The organism is Pantoea sp. BJFS-204 (assembly GCF_049310725.1).
Taxonomy (GTDB): domain Bacteria; phylum Pseudomonadota; class Gammaproteobacteria; order Enterobacterales; family Enterobacteriaceae; genus Pantoea; species Pantoea agglomerans.
Window position 1 is genome coordinate 37,962 of record NZ_JBMOWE010000002.1, and the last position, 21,677, is coordinate 59,638.

The 21,677-nt window shown below is 57.6% G+C and carries 22 protein-coding genes; 9 read left to right on the forward strand and 13 right to left on the reverse strand.

What is annotated here, in order from left to right; all coding sequences use genetic code 11:
• Window positions 1–136: 136 nt before the first annotated feature.
• Window positions 137–1,822, forward strand: coding sequence for an alpha,alpha-trehalase TreA (gene treA, locus ACO6VX_RS06835; protein ID WP_010669886.1), 1,686 nt, complete (start codon window positions 137–139; stop codon window positions 1,820–1,822).
• 191 nt (window positions 1,823–2,013) lie between these two features.
• Window positions 2,014–4,113, forward strand: a complete 2,100-nt coding sequence (locus tag ACO6VX_RS06840) for a TonB-dependent siderophore receptor (protein ID WP_010669885.1) — start codon at window positions 2,014–2,016, stop codon at window positions 4,111–4,113.
• 67 nt (window positions 4,114–4,180) lie between these two features.
• Here ACO6VX_RS06840 and ACO6VX_RS06845 read toward each other — a convergent pair whose 3' ends face one another.
• A complete protein-coding gene (locus tag ACO6VX_RS06845; protein WP_010246168.1) occupies window positions 4,181–4,429 on the reverse strand; it encodes a GlsB/YeaQ/YmgE family stress response membrane protein in 249 nt (82 codons plus the stop codon).
• A 210-nt stretch (window positions 4,430–4,639) separates the two neighbouring features.
• Between ACO6VX_RS06845 and ACO6VX_RS06850 the strand changes: the two genes are divergently transcribed.
• Window positions 4,640–5,374 (forward strand): flagellar brake protein, encoded by a 735-nt coding sequence (locus ACO6VX_RS06850; protein ID WP_031592913.1) that lies wholly within the window; start codon window positions 4,640–4,642, stop codon window positions 5,372–5,374.
• 96 nt (window positions 5,375–5,470) lie between these two features.
• On the forward strand, window positions 5,471–6,601 hold the full coding sequence (locus ACO6VX_RS06855) for a mechanosensitive ion channel family protein (protein WP_236351816.1): 1,131 nt from the start codon (window positions 5,471–5,473) through the stop codon (window positions 6,599–6,601).
• A gap of 111 nt (window positions 6,602–6,712) precedes the next feature.
• On the opposite strand, the gene ACO6VX_RS06860 is transcribed toward ACO6VX_RS06855, so the two are convergent.
• The 8 genes from ACO6VX_RS06860 to ACO6VX_RS06895 all read right to left on the reverse strand — a co-directional run bounded on the left by ACO6VX_RS06860 (window position 6,713) and on the right by ACO6VX_RS06895 (window position 15,765).
• Window positions 6,713–8,131 (reverse strand): L-fucose/L-arabinose isomerase family protein, encoded by a 1,419-nt coding sequence (locus ACO6VX_RS06860; protein WP_061901553.1) that lies wholly within the window; start codon window positions 8,129–8,131, stop codon window positions 6,713–6,715.
• A gap of 20 nt (window positions 8,132–8,151) precedes the next feature.
• A complete protein-coding gene (locus ACO6VX_RS06865) occupies window positions 8,152–9,639 on the reverse strand; it encodes an FGGY family carbohydrate kinase (protein ID WP_187513584.1) in 1,488 nt (495 codons plus the stop codon).
• 2 nt (window positions 9,640–9,641) lie between these two features.
• Window positions 9,642–10,586: a transketolase family protein gene (locus tag ACO6VX_RS06870; RefSeq protein ID WP_010669881.1), complete on the reverse strand. Its 945-nt coding sequence runs from the start codon at window positions 10,584–10,586 to the stop codon at window positions 9,642–9,644.
• Window positions 10,579–11,409, reverse strand: coding sequence for a transketolase (locus ACO6VX_RS06875; protein WP_010246187.1), 831 nt, complete (start codon window positions 11,407–11,409; stop codon window positions 10,579–10,581). The genes ACO6VX_RS06870 and ACO6VX_RS06875 overlap by 8 nt, the downstream gene beginning before the upstream one ends.
• A gap of 189 nt (window positions 11,410–11,598) precedes the next feature.
• Window positions 11,599–12,705, reverse strand: coding sequence for an ABC transporter permease (locus ACO6VX_RS06880; RefSeq protein ID WP_010669880.1), 1,107 nt, complete (start codon window positions 12,703–12,705; stop codon window positions 11,599–11,601).
• 2 nt (window positions 12,706–12,707) lie between these two features.
• Window positions 12,708–14,222, reverse strand: coding sequence for a sugar ABC transporter ATP-binding protein (locus ACO6VX_RS06885; RefSeq protein WP_236351817.1), 1,515 nt, complete (start codon window positions 14,220–14,222; stop codon window positions 12,708–12,710).
• Entirely contained in the window at window positions 14,222–14,821 is a 600-nt protein-coding gene (locus ACO6VX_RS06890; protein ID WP_033771476.1) for a DUF2291 family protein, read from the reverse strand. Before ACO6VX_RS06890 ends, ACO6VX_RS06885 begins: the two co-directional genes overlap by 1 nt.
• 2 nt (window positions 14,822–14,823) lie before the next feature.
• Window positions 14,824–15,765 (reverse strand): D-ribose ABC transporter substrate-binding protein, encoded by a 942-nt coding sequence (locus ACO6VX_RS06895; protein WP_010246199.1) that lies wholly within the window; start codon window positions 15,763–15,765, stop codon window positions 14,824–14,826.
• A gap of 183 nt (window positions 15,766–15,948) precedes the next feature.
• Here ACO6VX_RS06895 and ACO6VX_RS06900 point away from each other — a divergent pair, with 183 nt between their 5' ends.
• Window positions 15,949–16,923 carry a sugar-binding transcriptional regulator gene (locus tag ACO6VX_RS06900; RefSeq protein WP_236351818.1) on the forward strand — a complete coding sequence of 325 codons (975 nt, stop codon included), beginning with the start codon at window positions 15,949–15,951 and terminating at the stop codon, window positions 16,921–16,923.
• On the opposite strand, the gene emtA is transcribed toward ACO6VX_RS06900, so the two are convergent.
• Window positions 16,916–17,545 carry a membrane-bound lytic murein transglycosylase EmtA gene (emtA, locus tag ACO6VX_RS06905; RefSeq protein WP_010246204.1) on the reverse strand — a complete coding sequence of 210 codons (630 nt, stop codon included), beginning with the start codon at window positions 17,543–17,545 and terminating at the stop codon, window positions 16,916–16,918. The genes ACO6VX_RS06900 and emtA overlap by 8 nt on opposite strands.
• Before the next feature lie 164 nt (window positions 17,546–17,709).
• Between emtA and ldcA the strand changes: the two genes are divergently transcribed.
• Together ldcA and ACO6VX_RS06915 are read left to right on the forward strand one after the other, a co-directional pair.
• Window positions 17,710–18,633 (forward strand): muramoyltetrapeptide carboxypeptidase, encoded by a 924-nt coding sequence (gene ldcA / locus ACO6VX_RS06910; protein ID WP_236352277.1) that lies wholly within the window; start codon window positions 17,710–17,712, stop codon window positions 18,631–18,633.
• 22 nt (window positions 18,634–18,655) lie between these two features.
• A complete protein-coding gene (locus tag ACO6VX_RS06915) occupies window positions 18,656–19,318 on the forward strand; it encodes an MBL fold metallo-hydrolase (protein WP_010246210.1) in 663 nt (220 codons plus the stop codon).
• Here ACO6VX_RS06915 and ACO6VX_RS06920 read toward each other — a convergent pair whose 3' ends face one another.
• From ACO6VX_RS06920 to ACO6VX_RS06930, 3 genes are all read right to left on the reverse strand, one after another.
• Complete coding sequence (locus ACO6VX_RS06920; RefSeq protein WP_010669877.1) at window positions 19,319–19,732, reverse strand: GNAT family N-acetyltransferase; 414 nt, start codon at window positions 19,730–19,732, stop codon at window positions 19,319–19,321.
• Window positions 19,733–19,746: 14 nt separating this feature from the next.
• Entirely contained in the window at window positions 19,747–20,130 is a 384-nt protein-coding gene (locus ACO6VX_RS06925) for a hypothetical protein (protein WP_033757330.1), read from the reverse strand.
• Between the two features lie 184 nt (window positions 20,131–20,314).
• Complete coding sequence (locus ACO6VX_RS06930; protein WP_010246220.1) at window positions 20,315–20,494, reverse strand: hypothetical protein; 180 nt, start codon at window positions 20,492–20,494, stop codon at window positions 20,315–20,317.
• A gap of 214 nt (window positions 20,495–20,708) precedes the next feature.
• Here ACO6VX_RS06930 and ACO6VX_RS06935 point away from each other — a divergent pair, with 214 nt between their 5' ends.
• The gene (locus tag ACO6VX_RS06935) at window positions 20,709–21,038 is read left to right on the forward strand and encodes a hypothetical protein (RefSeq protein ID WP_010246223.1); all 330 of its coding nucleotides are present in this window, start codon (window positions 20,709–20,711) and stop codon (window positions 21,036–21,038) included.
• Window positions 21,039–21,099: 61 nt separating this feature from the next.
• Window positions 21,100–21,657 (forward strand): hypothetical protein, encoded by a 558-nt coding sequence (locus tag ACO6VX_RS06940; protein ID WP_236352278.1) that lies wholly within the window; start codon window positions 21,100–21,102, stop codon window positions 21,655–21,657.
• Window positions 21,658–21,677 lie beyond the last annotated feature (20 nt).

Consider the following 21,677-nt stretch of genomic DNA (forward strand, 5'->3'; position numbering starts at 1 on the left):
GTTTTTTCCATAAAAATAATTCCCGTGGCTTCACATTTCCGGCTCGCTTCAGGGTGAAGTGGTCAGATAAGGTCTAAAGTTGGTCCTGTGGTCAATGCGTTACGCGCGGCCGCGTTTCGGACAAGGAGAAAAACCGATGACAAAAATTGAGGTAAACGCCGCTCCACGGCGTCAGCGTTATGCGCCCTTTCTGCTCACGTTGCTGCTGAGCGTACCCGCCTTCACTGCCCAGGCCGACGACAACAGTCGCATGCTGAATAATCAGCCGCAGCCGCCTGACGTTCGTTTAGGACCGCTGTTTAATGCCGTGCAACAGGCGAAGTTCTATCCCGATCAAAAGACCTTTGCGGATGCGGTGCCGAAATTCGATCCCGCCTCAATTCTTGCCGACTGGCAGATGCAGAAGAAACAGCGCAATTTCGATCTTAAGCGCTTTGTGGATGCCAACTTTACCCTGCCCGCGGCTGGTGACAAATATGTGCCACCAGCCGGACAAAACCTGCGTGACCACATTGATGGCCTGTGGCCGGTGCTGACGCGTACCACCAGCAGCGCCGGTCAGTATGACTCGCTGCTGCCGTTGCCCAAACCCTATGTGGTGCCAGGCGGGCGCTTCCGTGAAGTCTATTACTGGGACAGCTACTTCACCATGCTGGGGCTGGCCGAGAGCGGACACTGGGATAAAGTGCAGGATATGGTGGATAACTTCGCCTCGCTGCTCGACCGCTATGGCCACATTCCCAACGGCAACCGCAGCTACTATCTGAGCCGGTCACAGCCGCCGTTCTTCAGCCTGATGGTCGATCTGCTGGCGACGCACGATAACGGCAAAGCCTATACCCGTTATCTGCCGCAGCTGCAGAAAGAGTATGACTACTGGATGGCAGACAGCGATAAAGTCGCGGCGGGCGCAGCCAGCAAGCGCGTGATTAAGCTGGCGGACGGCAGCCTGCTCAACCGCTACTGGGATGCGCGCGACGTGCCACGTACAGAATCCTGGATGGATGACATTGCCACCGCCCAGAAAGCGCCGCAGAGGAATAAAGCCGAACTCTACCGTGAGCTGCGTTCCGGTGCGGCGTCGGGCTGGGATTTCAGTTCGCGCTGGTTTACCGATGCGCATAACCTGTCGACAATTCGTACCACGCAGCTGGCCCCGGTTGACCTCAACAGCCTGCTGTTCCATCTGGAGCAGACCCTGTCGAAAGGCTATCAGATGAACAAGCAGAGCGATCTGGCGAAGCAGTTTGCCGATCGCGCGGAGAAGCGCCAGGCGGCGATCAACCGCTATCTGTGGGACAGCAAACAGAACTGGTACGCCGATTATGACTGGCAGAAAAAGCAGGTCCATCCTCAGCTGACTGCTGCCGCGCTGTTCCCGCTCTATCTGCAGGTCGCCAGCGATAAGCAGGCTGAAAGCACCGCCAGCGCAGTGGAAAAACAGCTGCTGAAACCTGGTGGTCTGGTGACCACCACCGTGAACAACGGTCAGCAGTGGGATGCACCCAATGGCTGGGCACCGCTGCAGTGGGTCGCTGTGGAAGGTCTGGAGCACTACAACCAGCCAAAACTGGCGAAAGAGGTGGGATTACGCTTCCTGCAAAACGTCCAGAACACCTATGACCGTGAGCATAAGCTGGTGGAGAAATATGTCGTTGATGGCAAAAATCTCGGCGGCGGCGGTGGCGGTGAATATCCGCTGCAGGATGGCTTCGGCTGGACTAACGGCGTCACGCTGAAACTGCTGGATAAGTACTGCCCGAAAGATAAAACCTGTAACAGCGCCCACGATATTCCGCAGGCGTCTGCCTCACAACCTTAATCCTCTCTGGATACCTCTGGCCTTGCCGGGGGTATCCCCACTTCATTTCCGCGAATTTTACTTGACCTTCTTTCATCAACAGGCAAAATTGCAGCCAATTTACAAAAGGTAATAATTCTCATTATGATAATGAGATTGCCTATCAAAGCTTTTATTCACCTGCCTGAACCTTTGCCAAGAAAGGAATTTTGATGAAACTGTCATTGTCGCTGAAAGGTTATGTTCCCCTATGCACCCTGGCGCTGACCGCGCCTGCTCTGAGTTATGCTGCCGATATGGTGGTAACCGCGCAACCGCAGGAAGATTCGACCTCGCCGACCCAGGGCTATCTGGCGACGACCAGCCAGGGCGCAACCAAAAGCGACCGTCCGCTCATCACCACGCCGCAATCGATTTCCGTGGTTACCCGCCAGCAGATGCAGGATCAGGGCGCGCTGACCCTGAACCAGGCGCTGGGCTATAGTTCCGGCGTCTTCACCAACTTCGGCGGTGCCGCGACCCGTTACGACACCATTGCCCTGCGTGGCTTCCATGGCGGCGATGTCGATAACACCTTCCTCGACGGCATGCGGCTGATGAGCGACGGCGGCAGTTTCAACGGCCTGCAGGTGGATAACGCCTTCCTTGAACGCATCGACGTGATCAAAGGCCCCTCTTCTGCGCTCTATGGTCAGACGGTGCCGGGCGGACTGGTGAACATGGTCACCAAGCGTCCTCAGTTCAGCGAAGAGGGTCACATCCAGTTGCAGGCGGGCAGCAACGCCACTACCGGCACGATGTTTGATTACACCAATGCCATCAACGATCAGTGGGCGTTTCGCCTGACCGGCGTAACCCGCAACAGCGATACCCAGTACGATCACACCCGCGAAGAGAAATATGCGCTGATGCCGCAGCTGATGTGGCAGCCGGATGAAGATACGCATCTGATCCTGAAAGCCTATCTGCAGAAGGATCCGTCGGGCGGCTATCACGGTTCGGTACCGGGTGACGGCAGCCTCACCGAACACAACGGCTACAAGCTGAGCAACGGCTTTTATGAGGGCAACAGCGATCTCGATCAGTTCAAGCGTCGCGAGCAGATCTACAGCTTCGATTTCGCCCATCGCTTTAACGACGTCTGGTCATTCTCCTCGACCGGCAGCTACAGCCACTCGAATGTCGATCTCGATCAGGTCTATCAGATTGGCTGGGACAGCGTGAATCCCGATCTGCTGAACCGATATTACTCTGGCGAGCGCTCTTCGCTCTCGGCCTGGTCCACCGATAACCGCTTACAGGCAGAATTCGGCACCGGAGAACTGGAGCACCGCGTCACCCTGGGTGCTGAGTATCATCGTTATAAAAATGAGATCACTGCCGCTGGCGGCTCGGCCAACCAGCTTAATGCACGGACTGGTGAACAGGTTGGCGACATGCCTGATTACACCTGGGCCGATAAAACCCGTCGCTACTATCAGACTGGCCTCTATCTGCAGGATGAGATGAAGCTGGATCGCTGGCATCTGGATCTCTCCGGTCGTTATGACCGCATTGTCGCCAATAACAGCGGCAGCGACCGCCGTCAGGATGATCACATCAGCGGCCGTGCAGCACTGCTCTATGCCTTCGACAACGGTATCTCGCCTTACGTCAGCTGGAGCCAGGCGATTACCCCGACCGCGCTCACCGATCCCAACAACAACCTGCTGAAGCCGACTACCGCCGAGCAGTATGAAGCCGGGGTGAAATATCAGCCAGTCGGCACCCGCGATCTCTATAGCGTGGCGGTCTATGACCTGACGCAGAAAGATGTGGCGAACCGCGACGTGCTGACGGCGACTTATACGCCATCAGGCAAAGTGCATTCACAGGGCATCGAGCTGGAAGCGCGTAATCAGTTAACCCCGCGTCTGAGCACCGTGGCGAGCTATACGCTGAATCATCTGCGCTTTAAAGAGTCGGTAGATGGCAACGACGGACATACGCCATATGTCACACCCAACAGCATGGCTGCACTCTGGGGTCACTATCAGTTTGATTACGGTCTGAGTGCGGGTGCGGGCGTGCGTTACATCGGCAAACAGTGGGCGGACAATGAAAACACCACGCGCGTGCCGTCGGTGACGCTGTTTGATGCGTCAGTGCGGGCCGATCTCGGCGTCTGGAACAGCAGCCTGAAAGGTGCCTGGGTACAGGTCAATGCCAATAACCTGACCGATCGTACCTATGTAGCGGGCTGTTACGGCACGGGCTATTGCTACTGGGGCGCAGAGCGCAGTGTAATGGCGACAGTCGGTTACGACTTCTGATTGCAAAATAAGAGATAAAAAAAGGGGACGAATCGCTTCGTCCCCTTTTTCGTTTAAACCTTTACGGTCAACTGCGTACTTTGCGGTAGATAAACAGCACCACGATGGCACCGATAACAGCGACCACAAAACTTCCGAAGTTAAACCCATCGACGCGGCCGAAGCCAAACAGCGTACTGATCCAGCCACCCACTACTGCACCGATAATACCCAGAACGATAGTCAGAATGAAACCGCCACCGTCTTTACCCGGCATAATCCACTTCGCCAGAATACCTGCGATTAAGCCAAAGACGACCCAGGAAATAATACCCATCTGTTGCTCCTTCCTTTTTTGATTAAATCGTGAACGCCTGATTAATCAAGCGGTTTACCGCGATAAGTATAACCAGCTTTTCAAAAAATGCCTGCCTGCTCACAGTTATTATTGATGAATAGCATGCTAAAGCTTTTTTTAGCCGCGCCGATAACCGAGACGAGGCAAAAAAACCGCATCAATAAAGTAACCCCCCTTGTGGAGCAGGACGTGAAAGAAGCCGACCAGGAACAATATCTAAAACGTGGCACGCTGGCGGTTCTTGGCGTTATGAAAGATCTGCTGCGATTGCAGACGCCATTACTGGTGCGCTTTCCGCGTGGGCAGTTTATCAGCCGGATGCTGGCTGCCGATGAAGATCGCCTGCTGTTTGACCTCGGCAGTAATAATCTGGATAACGATTATGCCCTGACCAGCGACGATCTCAGTATCACTGCGGAAACCTACGGCGCTAAGGTGGAATTCAGCCTCGCCGCGCTGGAAATCGTGGAGTTTGAAGGGTTACCCGCTTTCAGCGCGCCGCTGCCAGACCTGCTGTGGCAGATCCAGCGACGTGAGTTTTTTCGGGTCTGCGCCCCGCTGGAGCCGCAGTTCTGGTGTCATACCGTGTGGCCCGATGGCAGGAAAACGCGCCTGCGTCTGCAGGATCTGTCGCTGGGCGGTATCGGCGTGCTGGTGGATGAAGCGCTGCCGGACGGGTTGCAGGACGGTGACAGCTTCAACCCGTTCCGGGTCGAGCTGGGCGAGTATGGCCATTTTGACGTGCCGGTAAAGCTGCTGAGCATTGGCGAGCGCAGCGTGGTGACCGGCAAAAATGAAACCCGCATCACACCGCGACTGAGCTTTCGTTTTGCCACGCTGAACCCGGCGCAGGAGCGGCAGCTTCAGCAGATTATTTTTGCCCTTGAGCGCCTGGCGCGCGATAAATCGACCCGATTCCAGTAACCGCTTTACGGATGCGCCACACAGGTGGGCCGCATCCAGGCTATGCTTCTTGCTTGTTTTCTTTTAAACCGGAACCCAGCAAGGAGACCCTCCCCAATGGAAAACTGGCTCTCTTCACGTCGTTTTCATTCCCTCTTTTTTAATCAGGAACTCTGGCTAAACAGCGCCATCGTGGTGGTGTCCACGCTGGTGATTTACTGGATATTACGTACTCTGATTCGCTTTATCTCCAACCGGATTGCCCTTTACAGCGAACATCGTCATGTTCGCGCCACTGCGATTCTGGTGGAGATATTGCGCAGTACCAGCCAGACCCTGCTGCTGATCTTTTCGCTGCTGATTGCCCTGAAGTTTGTCGATCTGCCCGAGTCGTGGAGTGTAACCATCGCGCACGGCTGGTTCCTGGCGCTGATTGTGCAGCTCGCTCTGTGGCTCGACTGTGGCATCCGGCTATGGCTGAAGAGCCTGCTGCGTGACCCGCTGCACGTACGCAACCCGGTCACTACGGTGATCCTGGGGATTCTGCTGCGGGTGGTGGTCTGGATCATGATGTTCCTGGCCATTCTGTCGAACATGGGCATCAACATTACCGCACTGGTCGCCAGCCTTGGGGTTGGTGGTATCGCGATTGCGCTGGCGATTCAGACCGTACTGAGCGATGTGTTTGCTTCGCTGGCGATAGGCTTTGATAAGCCGTTTGAGCATGGCGATTTTATTGTCTTTGGTGACATTGCCGGTTCCATTGAGCATATCGGCCTGAAAACCACCCGACTGCGCAGCCTGAGCGGCGAGCAGATTGTCTGCTCAAATACCATTCTGTTGCAGCAGACGATTCACAACTATAAGCGCATGCAGCAGCGCCGCATCGTCTTTAAGTTTGGTATCAGCTACGCCACGCCGTCAGAGCAGGTTCGGGAGATCAGCCCGCTGGTGAAAGAGATTATCCAGGGCGTTGAGACCACCCGTTTTGACCGCGCCCACTTCCTGGCCTTTGAGGATTCAAAACTGACCTTCGAAGTGGTCTATTTTGTGCTGGATGCGGATTACAACAAGTACATGGATATTCAGCAGGAGATTAACCTGCAACTGATGGCAGCACTGGAAGAGCGAAATATCCGCTTCGCCTTCCCGATTCGTCAGGTGGAGTTCAGCGGCGGCAATCTGCCACCGGTGGATCTGGTTGCGGTACAGAATGACGATGACGAGGTGCGCAGAATGGCGCGCTAAATCAGTGCCCGCCTTCCTTTTCATGAGTGGCGGGCATACAAGCCGGTGCGGGCGGAATCGTGACCGCACCGGCTGCTTCATCCCTTGCATTCAGCCGTTCCGCCTTACCGCTTACTGATGCCGATAGCAGCTCACGCCGAGATACTCACTGAACGCTTCCTGCAGCACACCAGCCGTGGCAGAGTGATTCATTGCCACATGATGCTCAAAGCCGTTACGGCAGATCCACGCCAGCAGTGTCTCCAGCTGCGGCACCTGGATCACCGCACGGCAACCTACCGTGTCCAGCGGATCGGTGACCGACATTCCCTCTCCCACATAGGCTTTGATTTCGCCGCTGAAGTCGTCGGTAGAGAGGCGGAAATAGGTCAGATCGCCCTGCTTCATGCGGCCATGCACTGCGCCACAGGTGTTCTCTTTGCCCACGGTGGTGCCGATGATATCCGCCGTGCCCATGGTCGCTGACTCCAGGCTGGCGCTGGCGAAATTACCGCAGTGAAACAGCACACATTTGTCCCGCTCGTCGCCAAAGTTGTTGTTCCAGTCTGCCAGCGAGGCGGGGTTCAGCGAGCAACTGGCGAGCGCATACATCGACAGCGCCCCCATCACATCCACTTCGCAGGCGCTGGGCATCAGCTGGCCCGACATCACGCTCATGATTGAGCAGACGTTAATGCCCAGGTTCTCCTGCAACGATGTCCAGCACTGAATGGCGGTGGTATCGATATCGTTGTCGCTGATCCACTCGCTGATCACCACAAACAGTTTGGCCATGGTCACCAGTTTTTCACCCGGAATCCCCCGCGCATCGGCGTTGGCCTCCAGGATTTCACGCTTCTCTGCCACGCGGATATCGTCATCGCGCAGACGGTTTGTGCGGGTAAAGATCTCCGATAAATCCAGGGTCTCCACCGCGATGCCCATCTTCTCCAGCAGCTTTTCGCTGTAGCGCACGGTGTTGAATCCGGCGGGCCGGGCACCAATTGCCCCGACGCGTACCCGGCGCATGGCATTCACCACCCGACAGAGCTGGCTGAACCGCTGCAGATCCTGCATAAACACGTCGCCGCTCAGTGCGCAGACGTGCTGGCGGGTCAGCGTAAACGGGATGCCATATTGCCGCAGGTTGTTGCAGAGTGAAATTTTGCCGCAGAAGCTGTCGCGGCGGGTCGCCAGTCCCATTTTATCCAGATTGTCCTCTTCGGCCTGCACCAGCACCGGCACATTCAGCCCGGCGAGACGCAGCGCTTCCGCGATGGCTTTTTCATCACCAAAGTTAGGCAGCAACACCACAATGCCGTGAATCGCTTCGCGGTGCTGACGAAACAGCGCGGCACAGGTTTTCGCCTCCTGACGCGTCTCGACGCCGCCCAGGTTGGTCTGGTTCTCATCCAGCATCACCGTATTAATGTTCATCTTTTCAAACAGCGCGACCGCCTGCTGGCGCGCCTCGCCCACCAGATAGCTGGGAAAAAAACCCCGGTTGCCAATAATGACGCCGAAGGTTAACTGCTGAGGAAGTGTTGACATGGCTCTGCTCCGGATAAGGATTAATGTGGCTGATAACGACAGCGTGCAACGGCGTCAATCCAGCCTTTATAGTTTTCCTGCATACGCTGCGCGTGCTCTTCACGCGGCATGATGACGCTGCCGCCCTGCAGCGCCTGCATATCACTGCCCTGCTGCCACCATCCCAGCACTTTGCCTGCCAGCAGTGCCGCGCCCAGCGCGGAGACCTCGGCGGTAGGCACCCGCTGCAACGGCCGCTGTAACACATCCGCCTGTAACTGCATCAGCCAGCTATTTTCGGTGGCGCTGCCATCCACACAGAGCGCCGGAAGCTGCTGGCCGCTGGCCTGCTCCATGGCAAAAAAGACGTCGGCGATTTGCCAGACGATCGACTCCAGCGCCACCCGCGCCAGCACGGCGGGTGTGGCGGCATCCGTCAGTCCGCACACCATGCCGCGCGCCTGCAGATCCCACCAGGGCGCGCCCAGGCCAGAGAGCGCCGGGACAAAATAGATGCCCTGATTATCGTCGCAGCGCTGCGCCATCGCGGTGAGCTCGCGCGGCTCCTGCACGCCGAGCATTCTGCCCAGCCAGGCGGCACCGGAACCGGTGTGGGTAATGTTGCCTTCAAAGGCATAACGCAGCGTGCCGTCGTGCCAGGCTACGGTGGTGCTGAGGCCATTTTCCGTCAGCAGCGGCGTCGCCATGGACATCATCAGTGAAGATCCGGTGCCGTAGGTGGCTTTCACCACTTCAGACTCGCCGCGCCGCTGCGCCTGTAAGGCGGCATGAGAGTCGCCGATGCGCGCCAGAATCGGCGTGCCTGGCGCTAAGCCGGGAATATCACTCACCGCGACCACGCCCTGTTCACTGGCTGAGGCGGTGATGCGCGGCAGCGCGGCGCGCGGCAGTTGAAACAGCGTCAGCAGCTCGTCGTCCCAGTCATTAAGATGCAGGCTGTAGAGTTGAGTACGTGAGGCGTTAGCATGATCGGTAATAAATACCTCGCCGGCGCTGAGCTGCCAGCTGAGCCAGCTGTCGACCGTGCCGATACAGAGCTCACCCGCCGCCGCCCGCGCCGCGCCGTCAGGAATGGCGGCCAGCATCCCGGTCAGCTTGGCGGCCGGAAACATCGGGTCAACGGCCAGGCCGGTCAAACCGGTGATGCGAGGTGCTTTGCCCGCCTGATGCAGGTCGCGACAGAGTGACTCGGATCGTCGATCCTGCCAGCTCACCAGCGGCGTCAGCGGCTTGCCGTCACGCCGCTGCCAGATCAGCACCGACTCGCGCTGATTACTGATCGCCACTGCCGCGACAGGCGCGCCACCACAGGCTGCCAGGCAATGGGTAATGGCCTCTTTTACCGCCTGCCAGATCGCCACAGGGTCCTGCTCAGCCAGTCCCGGTAGCGGATGTTGCAGGGTTAAGCTCTGGCTGCCGCGTGCCACCACACGGCCATCGCGATCAACCGCAATCGCTTTAGCATTGGTAGTGCCTTCGTCGATCGCCAGAATCAGGGGTCCCACCATGTTTATGCTCCTGCGCAGATGCGCGCTGCACTGTTCACCACGCTACTGGCATCAATGCCATGATGGGCACGGGTAGAGGCGCGATCGCCGGCAATTGCATATTCCCCATCTGCAATGCCGAGCCGCAACAGCGGGATGCCGCAGCCGCCTTCCGCCAGCACTTCGGCCACCAGGCTGCCGACACCGCCATTAACGTTATGCTCCTCTACGGTAATCACCGCTGGGTAGTGATTTAACAGGTTGCGCAGCTGTTGGGTATCACAAGGTCGAATCGATGGAACCGCGATCACACCGGCTGAAATGCCCTGCTCAGCCAGTTGCTCAGCAGCGTGAACCACCTCGTGAACCGTTGAGCCCATCGCCACCAGTGCGATGTCGCTGCCTTCACGCAACAGGTCGATCGCGCCCGGCCTGAACTGGTAGCTTTCTTCGTGCAGCTGCGGCAGATCTTTGCCATCCAGACGGATATAGACCGGCCCGACATGCTCAAGGGCGTAATCGATGATCTGACGGCACTCCAGCGGACAGGAAGGCGCATAGATCTCGATGTTGCCGAAACCGCGCATCACCGCAATGTCATCAATGCTGTGATGGGTACTGGCTAACGGGCCATAGCTGGTCCCGGCATTCAGCCCGAACAGTTTGACGTTGGTGTTGTTGTAGCAGACGTCGACTTTTACCTGCTCATTGGCGCGTGACACCAGAAACGGCGCGGCGTTACAGGTCACTGCGACCTTGCCGCCCAGCGCCAGACCGGCCGCCGTGCCCACCAGCGTCTGCTCAGCGATGCCGACGTTAATCAGCCGGTCGGGAAACGCCTTGATAAAGGGGGCGATTTTGGCCGTCGACGTGGAGTCGGCTACTACCGGCACCAGATCCACACCGCGATTCACTGCGTCGATAAAGGCCGTGACCATGACGCTTGCTAAATGTTGTGCATTACTCATCTTTCAGTTCCTCCAGTGCCAGTGCGATCTCTTCGCCTTTCGGCACCCGGTGATGCCATTCCGCCTTGCTCTGGATAAAGGAGACGCCAAATCCCTTCTCGGTATGCGCCACAATCACCTGCGGTTTGCCGTTCTTCGGCAGGTTTTCAATGGTGTCGACCACCGCCGCCATATCATTGCCGTTGCATTCGGTGACCTCCAGCCCGAAGGCGCGCCATTTTTCCGGCAGCGGATCGGTGTTCATGATGTCGCGGGTCGCGCCCGCCAGTTGCAGCTTGTTTTTGTCATTGATGATGATCAGGTTGTCGAGGCCGTAATGCGCCGCCACCAGCGCCGCCTCCCAGTTGCTGCCTTCAGCTAGCTCACCATCGCCGGTCACCACAAAGATGCGGCGCGGGCTGTTATCTTTTTTCGCCGCGATAGCGATGCCCACCGCCACCGGCAGGCCGTGACCCAGCGCACCAGTATTCAGCTCAACGCCCGGCGTTTTCTGCCGTACCGGATGGCCGGGCAGATGCGAGTCGGCATGCTGATAGGTCGCCAGCCAGTCGGTCGGGAAGTAGCCCGCTTCCGCCAGCACGCAGTAATAACCCCCCACCGCATGCCCTTTGGACTGGATATAGATGTCACGCTGATCGTCGTCTGTACGATCCGGTGCGCAGTTCAGAATGCGGAAGTAGAGCGCGGTGAGGATCTCTACCTGTGACAGGTCAGCGCCGGTATGACCGCCTGCCGGGCTGCCCGCGTTAAGCTGGATGATGCGGCGGCGGATTGCCCGCGCCCGGCGCTCAAGGTCATCGACCGGAAGATTGAAAGGATTCATACACTACCTCTGAATTTTAAATCGGTTATGAATATATATTCACGTCGGTTAAAAAATTTTGTGCCTGAAAAAAGGGGCTAATAAACTGAACCGCCCTTTGTTCGCTATTCTGCCCGTTAAACCGGGCAGGCCGTCCGCTGCCAGGAATCACTCAGCGGCACCTCCTTTCAGGTTTCACGCACTTCCCCGTCAGGGTTTTGCCGGTGTCCCCTCCTCGATTAACGCTTTCTGAGCCACCACGGCCGCCTTCTGCTGCATCCGGCTCTGGGTCTGGTCGATGATCACCGCGATGATAATCACGATGCCTTTGATCACCATCTGCCAGAATTCACTGACACCCATCATGATCAGGCCATCCGCCAGAAAGCCGATGACGAAGGCACCAATCAGCGTGCCGAGGATGGTGCCGCGTCCGCCCGCCAGCGACGTGCCACCCAGCACCACGGCGGCAATGGCATTCATCTCAAACGCGGTGCCGTTAGCCGGATGGCTGGCGACCAGTTGCGATGAGACCACGATGCCAGCAATCGCCGCGCAGAATCCTGACAGGGTGTAGACCAGAATTTTTACCTGCCGGGTTTTCACACCCGACAGTTCAGCGGCACGTTCATTGTCTCCGATGGCATAGACCTGACGGCCAAACGGCAGGCGACGGGCGATGTAGGCGATCACCAGCGCCAGCAGCACCATCATCCAGATGGCGTAAGGCAGCCCCAGAAAGGTTCCGGCACCAATCCGATCGAAACCGGTATTGCCCAGCAGCGGATTCCCCTGCAGACCAGGAAAGGTCTCGCCGCCGGAGGTGAGCATCGCCGCGCCGCGCAGGATATACATGGTGCCGAGGGTGCAGATAAAGGGTGCCACGTTGTAGCGGGTAATGATCCAGCCGTTGCCCGCGCCAATCAGCGCGCCGATCAGCAGCACCACCGGCACAATCACCCAGACGCTGGGAAAAATAGCGATGCCAAACATCGGCAGCACAATGCCTTTGGTAATCAGCCAGCCGGCGATCATGCCGCACAGTCCCAGCGTCGCCCCAATCGACAGGTCAATTCCCGCGGTGATAATGACAAAGGTGATGCCCAGCGCCAGAAAGGCGTTGATGGCGATATGTTTCACCATGATCACCAGGCTGCCGGTGGCGAGAAAGTCCGGCACGGTGATGGCGAAGAAGCCGACGATCAGAATCAGCGCAATAAAAGTGCGCAGCTTCAGAAGCAGCAGCAGAATGCTTTCACGTGAACTGAACGCCTTAGCCGGAAGTGTGGTCAGCGCGACGCTGTCATTGCTTTTCATGCTCAGAACCCCTGCGCACTTGCTTTCACCAGCGCTGCCTCTTCCGCCTGGTCGCGGGGAAGATCAGCCGTAAGTTTGCCGCCCGACATCACCAGGATGCGATCGGCTACCGCCATAATCTCTTTCAGGTCCGAAGTGGAGAACAGCACCGCAATGCCCTGCTGCGACAGCGCCACCATCATGCGAAACACCTCTGCTTTTGCACCGACATCAATGCCGCGACTCGGCTCATCCAGCAGCAGCAGGCGCGGATTGGTCAGCAGCGCGCGGCCAATCACCACTTTCTGCTGGTTGCCACCACTCAGCGCGCTAATGGCCACGTCCGGCGAGGAGATTTTGATCGCCAGGTTGCCCACCGTCTGGCTTACCGCCTGCTGCTCCGCCTGATGGGCAATGGCAAAGCGATGTGACAGACGCCGCCACAGGCTGGCGATGGTGAGATTACTGGCGACCGATGAGACCGGGAAAATCCCGGCGCGTTTGCGATCTTCCGGCACCAGACTCATGCCCATGCGGATACGGTCGGCGGTGGGCAGACGGGTCGGCAGCGGTTTGCTGTCGAGCCACAGCTTGCCCAGATAGTGACGCTGACTGCCAAGCAGACACTCAAACAGCTCGGTGCGGCCTGCGCCCATCAGCCCGTAAATCCCGACAATTTCCCCGGCCCGCACCTGAAAACTGACATCATCCACCAGGGTATTGCCGTTGGGGCTGACGCAGGTAATGTGCTGCGCCTCCAGCACCGGCACGCCAAACTCACGCGCTTCCGGCAGGAAGGTGGTGACCGGTTCACTGCCCAGCATCTCACGCACGATCCACGGTACATCGATGCTGCTGACCAGCGCTTCGGCCTGAAAGCGCCCGTCGCGCAGAATGGTGATCACGTCGCCAATTGCCATCAGCTCTTCCAGCCGGTGGGAGATGTAAATCACGGTAACGCCCTGCTGTGTCAGGTCGCGGATCACCCGGAACAGGATCTCCACTTCGGTTTTGCTCAGCGCCGAGGTCGGCTCGTCGAGGATCAGGATGTCCGCATCTTCCGCCAGCGCTTTGGCAATCTCGACCAGCTGCTGCTGACCCACTTTGAGATTACCGACCCGCTCATGGGGTGAAATCGGCTGATCCAGGCGCGCCATCAGCGCGGCGGTGCGGCGAGCCTGCTCTGCCTCGTTGATCGGGGCCAGGCCGCGCTGGATCTCCCGGCCCAGAAACAGGTTTTCAGCCACCGTCAGGTTCTCAAACAGATTCAGCTCCTGGTGCACCATGCCGATGCCGTGCCGGGCGGCGTCACGGGTGCTGCTCAGCGTCAGCGGCTCGCCATTCAGGAACAGCGAACCGGCCGTGGGCTGCTGTACCCCGGCCAGAATTTTCATCAGGGTCGATTTTCCCGCCCCATTCTCACCGATGATGACGTTAACTTTGCCGCGCCAGACCCGATAGTCGACGCGATCCAGCGCCAGCGTGCCGGGAAACAGCATCGATATCTGTTCGGCCCGCAGAATGATCTCATCGTCCATCAGGGCGTCCCCCGCTTCAGCTCAACCGCTACCACATCTTCAACGCTGTTCTGCCCGATGGTTACGGCCAGCAGCGCCTGCACCGGCTGGTTGACCCAGCTGGCATCCAGCGGTGGCAGTTGCTTCACCGCGTGACGGTTCAGCGCCCGCGTCAGCTGGGCGTACTGCACCTGATTGGTAAACTCTTCGAAACGGAAACCGGCGGCATCCCGGATAGCGTTACTGCGCAGCACCGGCCCGACACTGACCGCCACCGGCTTGCCGTTAATCATCAGCGTCAGCGTGCGTTCACGCGGGTTACTCTCATCAAAGGCGCTGGCTGTCCCCCCGGCTCGCACGAAGACGCTTTCGCGCCCGCCGGGTTTGACCGTCTGACTTTTCGCCTCCATGTCGGCCCAGCTCAGCGCATGGCTGTTCGCGGTGGTCATCACGCGCGGCTGCCAGGTCTCTTCCGCAATCTGCTGCGGTGTCTGGGTGGTATAGCTGGGTTTCGCGTGCGGATCCTTCGGCAGGATCGGCTTACCGTCCGCATCCAGATCCACCACGGTGCAGGCGCTGAGTAGCGCCATACCGGTCAATACCGCCAGCATCCGTTTCATGGTTATTTCGCCAGGTTGAAGTTTTTCAACTTAGCGGCGTTGCTGTCGTCAATCAGCACGCAGTCCATCAGCTGCTTCTCCTGTTTCTGCGCTTTGCCGTTCTTCAGGTAGTAATCCGCCTGCGTGACCGCCATCTGCGCCTGATCCCAGCCCGGCTGCAGCACCGTCGCTTTAATATTGCCTTTGTTGAGGATCGAATCCCGGGTGTAGTCGCTGCCATCAAAGCCCACCACGATCACCGATGTTTTCCCGGCGGCTTTCAGCGCGGCTTCGGCACCCAGCGCCATGGTGTCGTTACCGGAGATGACGCCCACGATGTTGGGGTGTTTCTGCAGCAGGGTTTCCATGCGGCTGAAGGCTTCGGTCTGGCTCCAGTTGGCGCTCTGCTGAGCCACCATTTTCATGTCGCTGTAGTCATCCAGCACATCGTGATAGCCCTGCGACCGCACGCCCGCGTTGGTGTCAGACTCTTTGCCCAGCAGTTCAACATAGTCCCCTTTGCCGCCCAGCAATTTCGCAAATTTCTCCGCGCCCAGCTGCGCCCCCTGATAGTTGTTAGAGACGATCTGCGCTACCGCGATGCCGGTTTTGTTGATCTCCCGGTCAATCAGGAAGGTCGGGATCCCGGCATCTTTGGCTTTCTGCACCGGCCCGACGGTGGCGTCGGCACCAGCGTTATCAAGAATGATCGCTTTGGCTTTGCGCGCAATCGCGGTCTCAATCAGCTGGTTTTGCTTGTTTACGTCATCATCGTGCGACGCCACCAGCGTGGCGTAACCCAGCTCTTTGGCTTTCGCTAAGGCCCCTTCCGCCTCGGCTTTAAAGAACGGGTTGTCATGGGATGGGGTGATAATCGCCAGCAGGCCTTGCTCTGCCGCCAGCGCGGTCGCTGAAAAGGCGAGCATCGATGCGAGCAGGGTCAATTTGATCAGAGGACGAGTCATTATTTTTCTCCGCTTGAATATATATTCACACGCGATTTTATATGCATAATGACTATGCGCCCGCGCTGACGTGCCGTCCAATGCGCGATCGTCAAAAAGCGAAAACGATCACAAATTAGCCTGCGTTGTGATTTTGATCATCCTGGTTAACAATACCGGGCAGAATCAGAGAGGGAAAAACCGATGGCAAAACAGGATGAACAGCGACTGATGGTGAAGATTGCCACCCTTTACTATGTCGAAGGGTTGAAGCAGTCAGAGATTGCGCAGTCGCTGACCTTATCGCAGTCGTTTGTCTCACGCATTCTTAATCGCAGCGTGAAAGAAGGTGTGGTCAAGATCAGCGTGGTGCCACCAGCCAACATCTACCCTGAGCTGGAAAAGGCCATTGAGCAGACCTATAACCTGCCGCAGGCGATTGTGGTGGATGTGCCGGACCAGGCGTCGTCGCTGCAGATTAAGCAGGCGATTGGATCGGCGGCCGCTCACTATCTGGAGACCCGACTGCGAAACGATGAGCTGATTGGTATTTCGTCATGGAGCGGCACGATCCGGGCGATGGTTGATGCGCTGCATCCGCTCAACAGCGCCTGCAAAGGGGTGATCCAGCTGCTGGGTGGCGTCGGGGCTAACGGCAATGTGCAGGCCACGATTCTGACGCAAAATCTGGCGGCGCTGCTGAACTGCCCCGCCTGGCTGCTGCCGTCGCAGTCGATTGAGCATTCGGTCAGCGATCGCCAGCGGCTCTCTGCCAACGCGGAGGTCGCTGAGGTGCTGAGTAAATTTGAGCAGGTCGACCTGGCGATTGTCGGCATTGGCGATCTGGAGCCGTCGGCGCTGTTACGTAATTCGGGCAACTACTACGATGGCAGGATGCTGCAAACGCTGGCGGCGCGCGGTGCGGTAGGCGATATCTGTCTGCACTATTTCGACGCCTGCGGACAGCCGGTGCTGAAAGCAGAAGAAGATCCGGTGATTGGTATGGAGCTGGCACAGGTAAAACAGTGTCCACAGGTGGTCGGGCTGGCAGGCGGAAGAGAGAAAGCCCAGGCGATTCGCGGTGCGCTGCTGGGCGGCTACATCAAGGTGCTGATCATCGACTATCCCACGGCGCGGCTACTGCTCACGCCGCAGGATTCATCACAACCGGTCAGATAGTGCGGTAAGCCGTGGTGACTTTCCACAGATAGCGCGGGGCCTGCGCCGCCGGATGCTTGTTCTGCACATGCTGATAGAACTCATCCGGTGACATCGCATTGATCATCGCAATGGCCCGATCGCGATCGCTGGAGAAAGTCCGCAGTAACGCCCCTGCGCCGTTGGCATAAGAGACGATGGTGGCATAGCGCAGGGTCAGCGGATCGCGGATGCCCGACAGCGCGGAGTTCTGCAGAATGCGGATATAGGCGGTGCCGATATCAATATTTTTGGCCGGATCGCGCAACTCGGCATTCGACGGCTGACCACGACGGCCCAGCGTGCGATAGACTTCGCGCCCGGCGGTCGAAGCTTTAATCTGCATCAGCCCCACCGCATTTGAACGGCTCACCACGCCCGGATTTCCACCCGACTCGACACTGATAATGGCGCTGATCAACTTCTCATCAACGCCATAATGACTGGCGGCATCTTCGGTAAACATCGCCCAGGTGCCATTGACGCTGGACGGCGGTGCCTGAGTTAATGGCGTGTTGCGCTGCTTAACGGCATGGTGCGGTGGCTCGCTGGCACAGCCGGTCAGGAGTAACGCTGAGAGTATAAGGTGTCGGATTTTCAGCAATTTTTCATCTCGTAGCTGTTGTGGCGAATGCTATCATACCCAGGCAGCCTGAGAGCAAAATTACCGTTTATCCTAAATGCATGAAAATGCGGCGCGTACCGTGACTTCAGCGGCGCTTTTCGCCATCATCGCCGTCAGTCAGGCGCTAACAGCAGGAAAGTATGATGATTTCACGTTCAGTTCGTCTTATCTCCCCCTCCGGTTACTGTCACAATCAGTCTGCGGCGCTGCAGGGCATTGCACGACTGCGTGCGGCCGGCCATCAGGTAGAGAACGAGCAGGTGATCACCCGCCGTTTTCAGCGCTTCGCCGGTACGGACGCGGAGCGCCTGGCGGATATCAACCAGCTTGCCAGTCTCAGCACGCTGCCCGATGTGGTGCTGGCGGTGCGAGGCGGTTATGGTGCCAGCCGGTTACTGGATTCCATCGACTACATCGGCCTGCAACGCCGTCTGCTGAATCAGCCGCTGGCGCTGTGCGGCCACAGCGACTTCACCGCGATTCAGCTGGCGCTGCTGTCGCAGGTCGGCCTGATTACCTTCAGCGCACCGATGCTGGCCGGTAACTTCGGCGCCGCGACCTTATCTGAATTTACCCTTCACCACTTCTGGCAGGCACTGACTTCACCTACAGTAGAGGTGACATGGCAAAGCGAAACGCCTGACGAGGGTGAATGGCAGGGTACGCTGTGGGGCGGGAATCTGGCGATGATCTGCTCACTGATTGGCACGCCGTGGATGCCGCAGTTTGAGAACGGCATTCTGGTGATTGAGGATGTGAATGAGCATCCGTTCCGCATTGAACGCATGCTGATTCAGCTGCAGCAGAGCGGCATTCTGGCGCGACAGCGGGCGATCGTTACCGGCAGCTTCACCAGTACAGCCCTGACAGAATATGACAACGGGTTTGACTTCAGTACCGTCTGGCAGCGACTGCGTGACACCACCGGTCTGCCGCTGATTTGTGGATTAGATTTTGGTCATGCCGCTGACACCGTAACACTGCCTTTGGGTGCCAGCGCACGATTAGCGGTCAGCCAGGGCCACGCCCGTTTGCAGGCGACCGGGCATCCCGTCCTGCGGGAATAGCGTTTGTTTCAGGAGATCGACATTGAAGCCGTTGTATGACGATTTGTGGATCTCAACCCCGGAATTTCCGGTGGAAGATGCCGTTAATGACCTGATGATGCATGGCTTTATGCTGCGTCACCCTCGCGGCAATCTGTTGATTGGCCGCGTAGAAAATCCGCTCGATCATGAAGTCATGGCCGATACCGGCGGCGTGATCCGCCACTACCTCACCCACTGGCATGAATCCGCGCCCGGTGCGGCGCTGATCCAGCAGCGCTTCAGCAGCGCACTTTACTGCCATAGCCGATCGCTGGGCCCCATCAGCCGTTTTGCTGAGCCTGATGACACCTTTTCGCAGCAGGAGACGCACTTCGGGGATTTCCATCTGCTGCCAACGCCAGGACACACACCGGGCAGTTGCAGCTATCTCTACACCTCGCCGCTGGGGCTGACCTATCTGTTTGTTGGCGATACCGTGACGCGTTCGCATGACCGCTGGATCACGGTGCTGGTGCCGGACAGTAATCCGGCTGAGCTGAGCCAGACGCTGGAGTTTTACCGCTCCCTGCGTCCCGACGTGGTGCTGATGAGTACCACGCGCGGGCATCTCTCCTGGAAAAAAGTTACGCTGCAGAGCTGGCTGGCCGCGATTGATGAAGCAGAACAGCATCCGCTGGATTTGCGTCAGCAACCATTATTCTGATTACAGGGCTTTCGTCAGATAGTGGCGCTGATGATGCCGCGGATAGTTATCCAGGCTAAAGCGCAGCGTATAGCCGAGCTTTTCATAAAATGGTCGCGCCTGAAAACTGGCGGTATCCACCTGGGCAAAGCGGCAGCCGCGATCCCGCGCCTCCTGCTCTGCCGCCTGCATCAGCTTACTGCCCGCCCCCTGCCCGCGTAGCGCCTCACTCACCCACAGCATATCAATCCGCAGCCAGTTTCCGGCGGTTGATCCGGTCAGTCCGGCCAGCTTTCTGCCCTGGTCATCACGAATAAACACGCCGATCGATCTGATCTCATCAATATTAATATATTTGCTGTTGAACGCAGTCAGACCCAGCCTGACTTCATCCAGATCCTGCGTTGTGACCTTATCGGTAATCTCGGGTTGCATAGTGGCTCCGTGGGTTAAGTATCGGAGTGCTGACGATCGTCGTAGCGCTCCAGGCTCAACGCATCAACATCGCGTTTTTCGCTGCGGCTGCAGGGCAGCAGTTTATCGCTGTCGCGGTAGACAAAAAAGGTCGCCTGGTTGCGCTGGTTCACAATCAGCTGATCGCCATTGCGAAAGCGGGTAATCGCCACCTTATCACCCGCCTCTAAACGGGTACGCTGCTGACCGGCGGCAATCTGGAAATGCCCCGGCGGCCACATTAACGTGGTTAACCCATATTCGGCACGCGAAACGGTCATGGTTGTCCGGCCGGGACAGTTAAGCTGAAATTCCGTCTCGCTCCAGGCGGGTGCGATGTGACAGGCCAGCAGGCCCAGGGCAATTAACGCTGCCTTCATGCTGTGTCTCCGCTGATTTTATTGAGGTTTTTTAGCTTAACACATCACAGGACGGAGAAGGGACGCGGGGCAACCCGCAGCAAGACCATTGAAAGATAGAATCGGCGTGCGAAGAAATCTGAAAGTTGAGAAAAAATAAAGTAATCCGGCCAGCGTAACAGGCTGCCACACTGACCGGATATGATTATTCGGCTGCTACCTCGGCGGCCACTAACATCAGTGCCAGCCCGGCATTCTCGCTATCATAAGCCTGCATTGCTGCACGTATATCCGCTGAACAAGCGATCACCTGTTGCTTCTTATCGGCTTCTAACTGGTCAATCGCATGGCGAATAATCATTAGACTTGCTTCTTCTTCGTTCATCATTTATCCCTGAATTTGCCTAAGTGGTGCGCAAAGGAGCCAAGAATAACGTTTATTGATAAGCAAAGTCACCCTTTTACATTCCTGTTGCTTAACGATTAAACAAATCACAAACAGGAAGCGCAGCGTAAACTGCTATGATTAAGTAATCAGTGACGCAGCAGGATAGACTCTGCGCCACGAAACTCCCAGGGATTGAAGCAGGTAGAAAATCATGATGCGTCTCAGCATTTTTATCCTCATCGCGATGGTGACTGGATGTTCATCTGGCCCGAAAGGGGTGGAATGTCCGGGTGAGGTCTCGACAATTTATGGTCAGTCGATGGGGCATACCCAGGGCGTGATTTTTGATCTGGTTAATAGCTTCACCGTGACCCGGGATAAGGTCAGCGTTAAGAGTGGCCCGCTGCAGTCGCTGGATCGCTTTAAATATGTTCCCTCCGCCGTCACGCCTGAGGGCTATTACGCGCAGCGCCTGTCAGATAAGCAGTTCCGCCTGATCAACCCTTACCAGGACACCCAAATCACCTGGACCTGTCCATAAGGGATGAATCCTGCTGCCAGATGGTTTATTGTCAGGAAACGTCAAGCAGCAGGTCTCCCCGATGGAAAAGCGTCTGGATAACAACGGTTATATCGACTTCCCCTTCCCCGCCACCCGCAATGCGGATGGCTCCGTGAATCCCTGTGGCTTTGATCTGACGCTGGAAACCGGTCGTCTTGAGGAGATCGCGGTGCTGAAACATTCAGTGAATCTGCGGCGGCTGGTCGAGGAGATCAATCTGCAGGAGGGGCTGTTTATGACCTTGGCCTGCGACTGGCAGCAGCAGGCAGATGCGGTCTGTGGCTTTATCGATGTGGCTTTTCGTCCCGACCTGCCGCAACACGGCTTTGAGGAGACGCTGCAGCTGGAAGCGAACTTTTATCGCTACCTGACCGGGCAGGAGCAGCAACATCAGATGCCCGCGGAGACGCTGGTCAATTATGCCCGTTCGGTACTCGACTGGAGCTGGTCGCCGTTGCGCCAGCGTCAGCGCGATTATGAAAAGATCACTATTCAGTTCTATTGCCCACAGGCGGATGACGCCGAATGGTGTTTTGATCATCTGCGTCACTTCCTGGTGAGCGTCTATCCGGCCTGCGTCGCCGCCCGTTCACTCTGATCTTCATTGCCCCCGGAGTC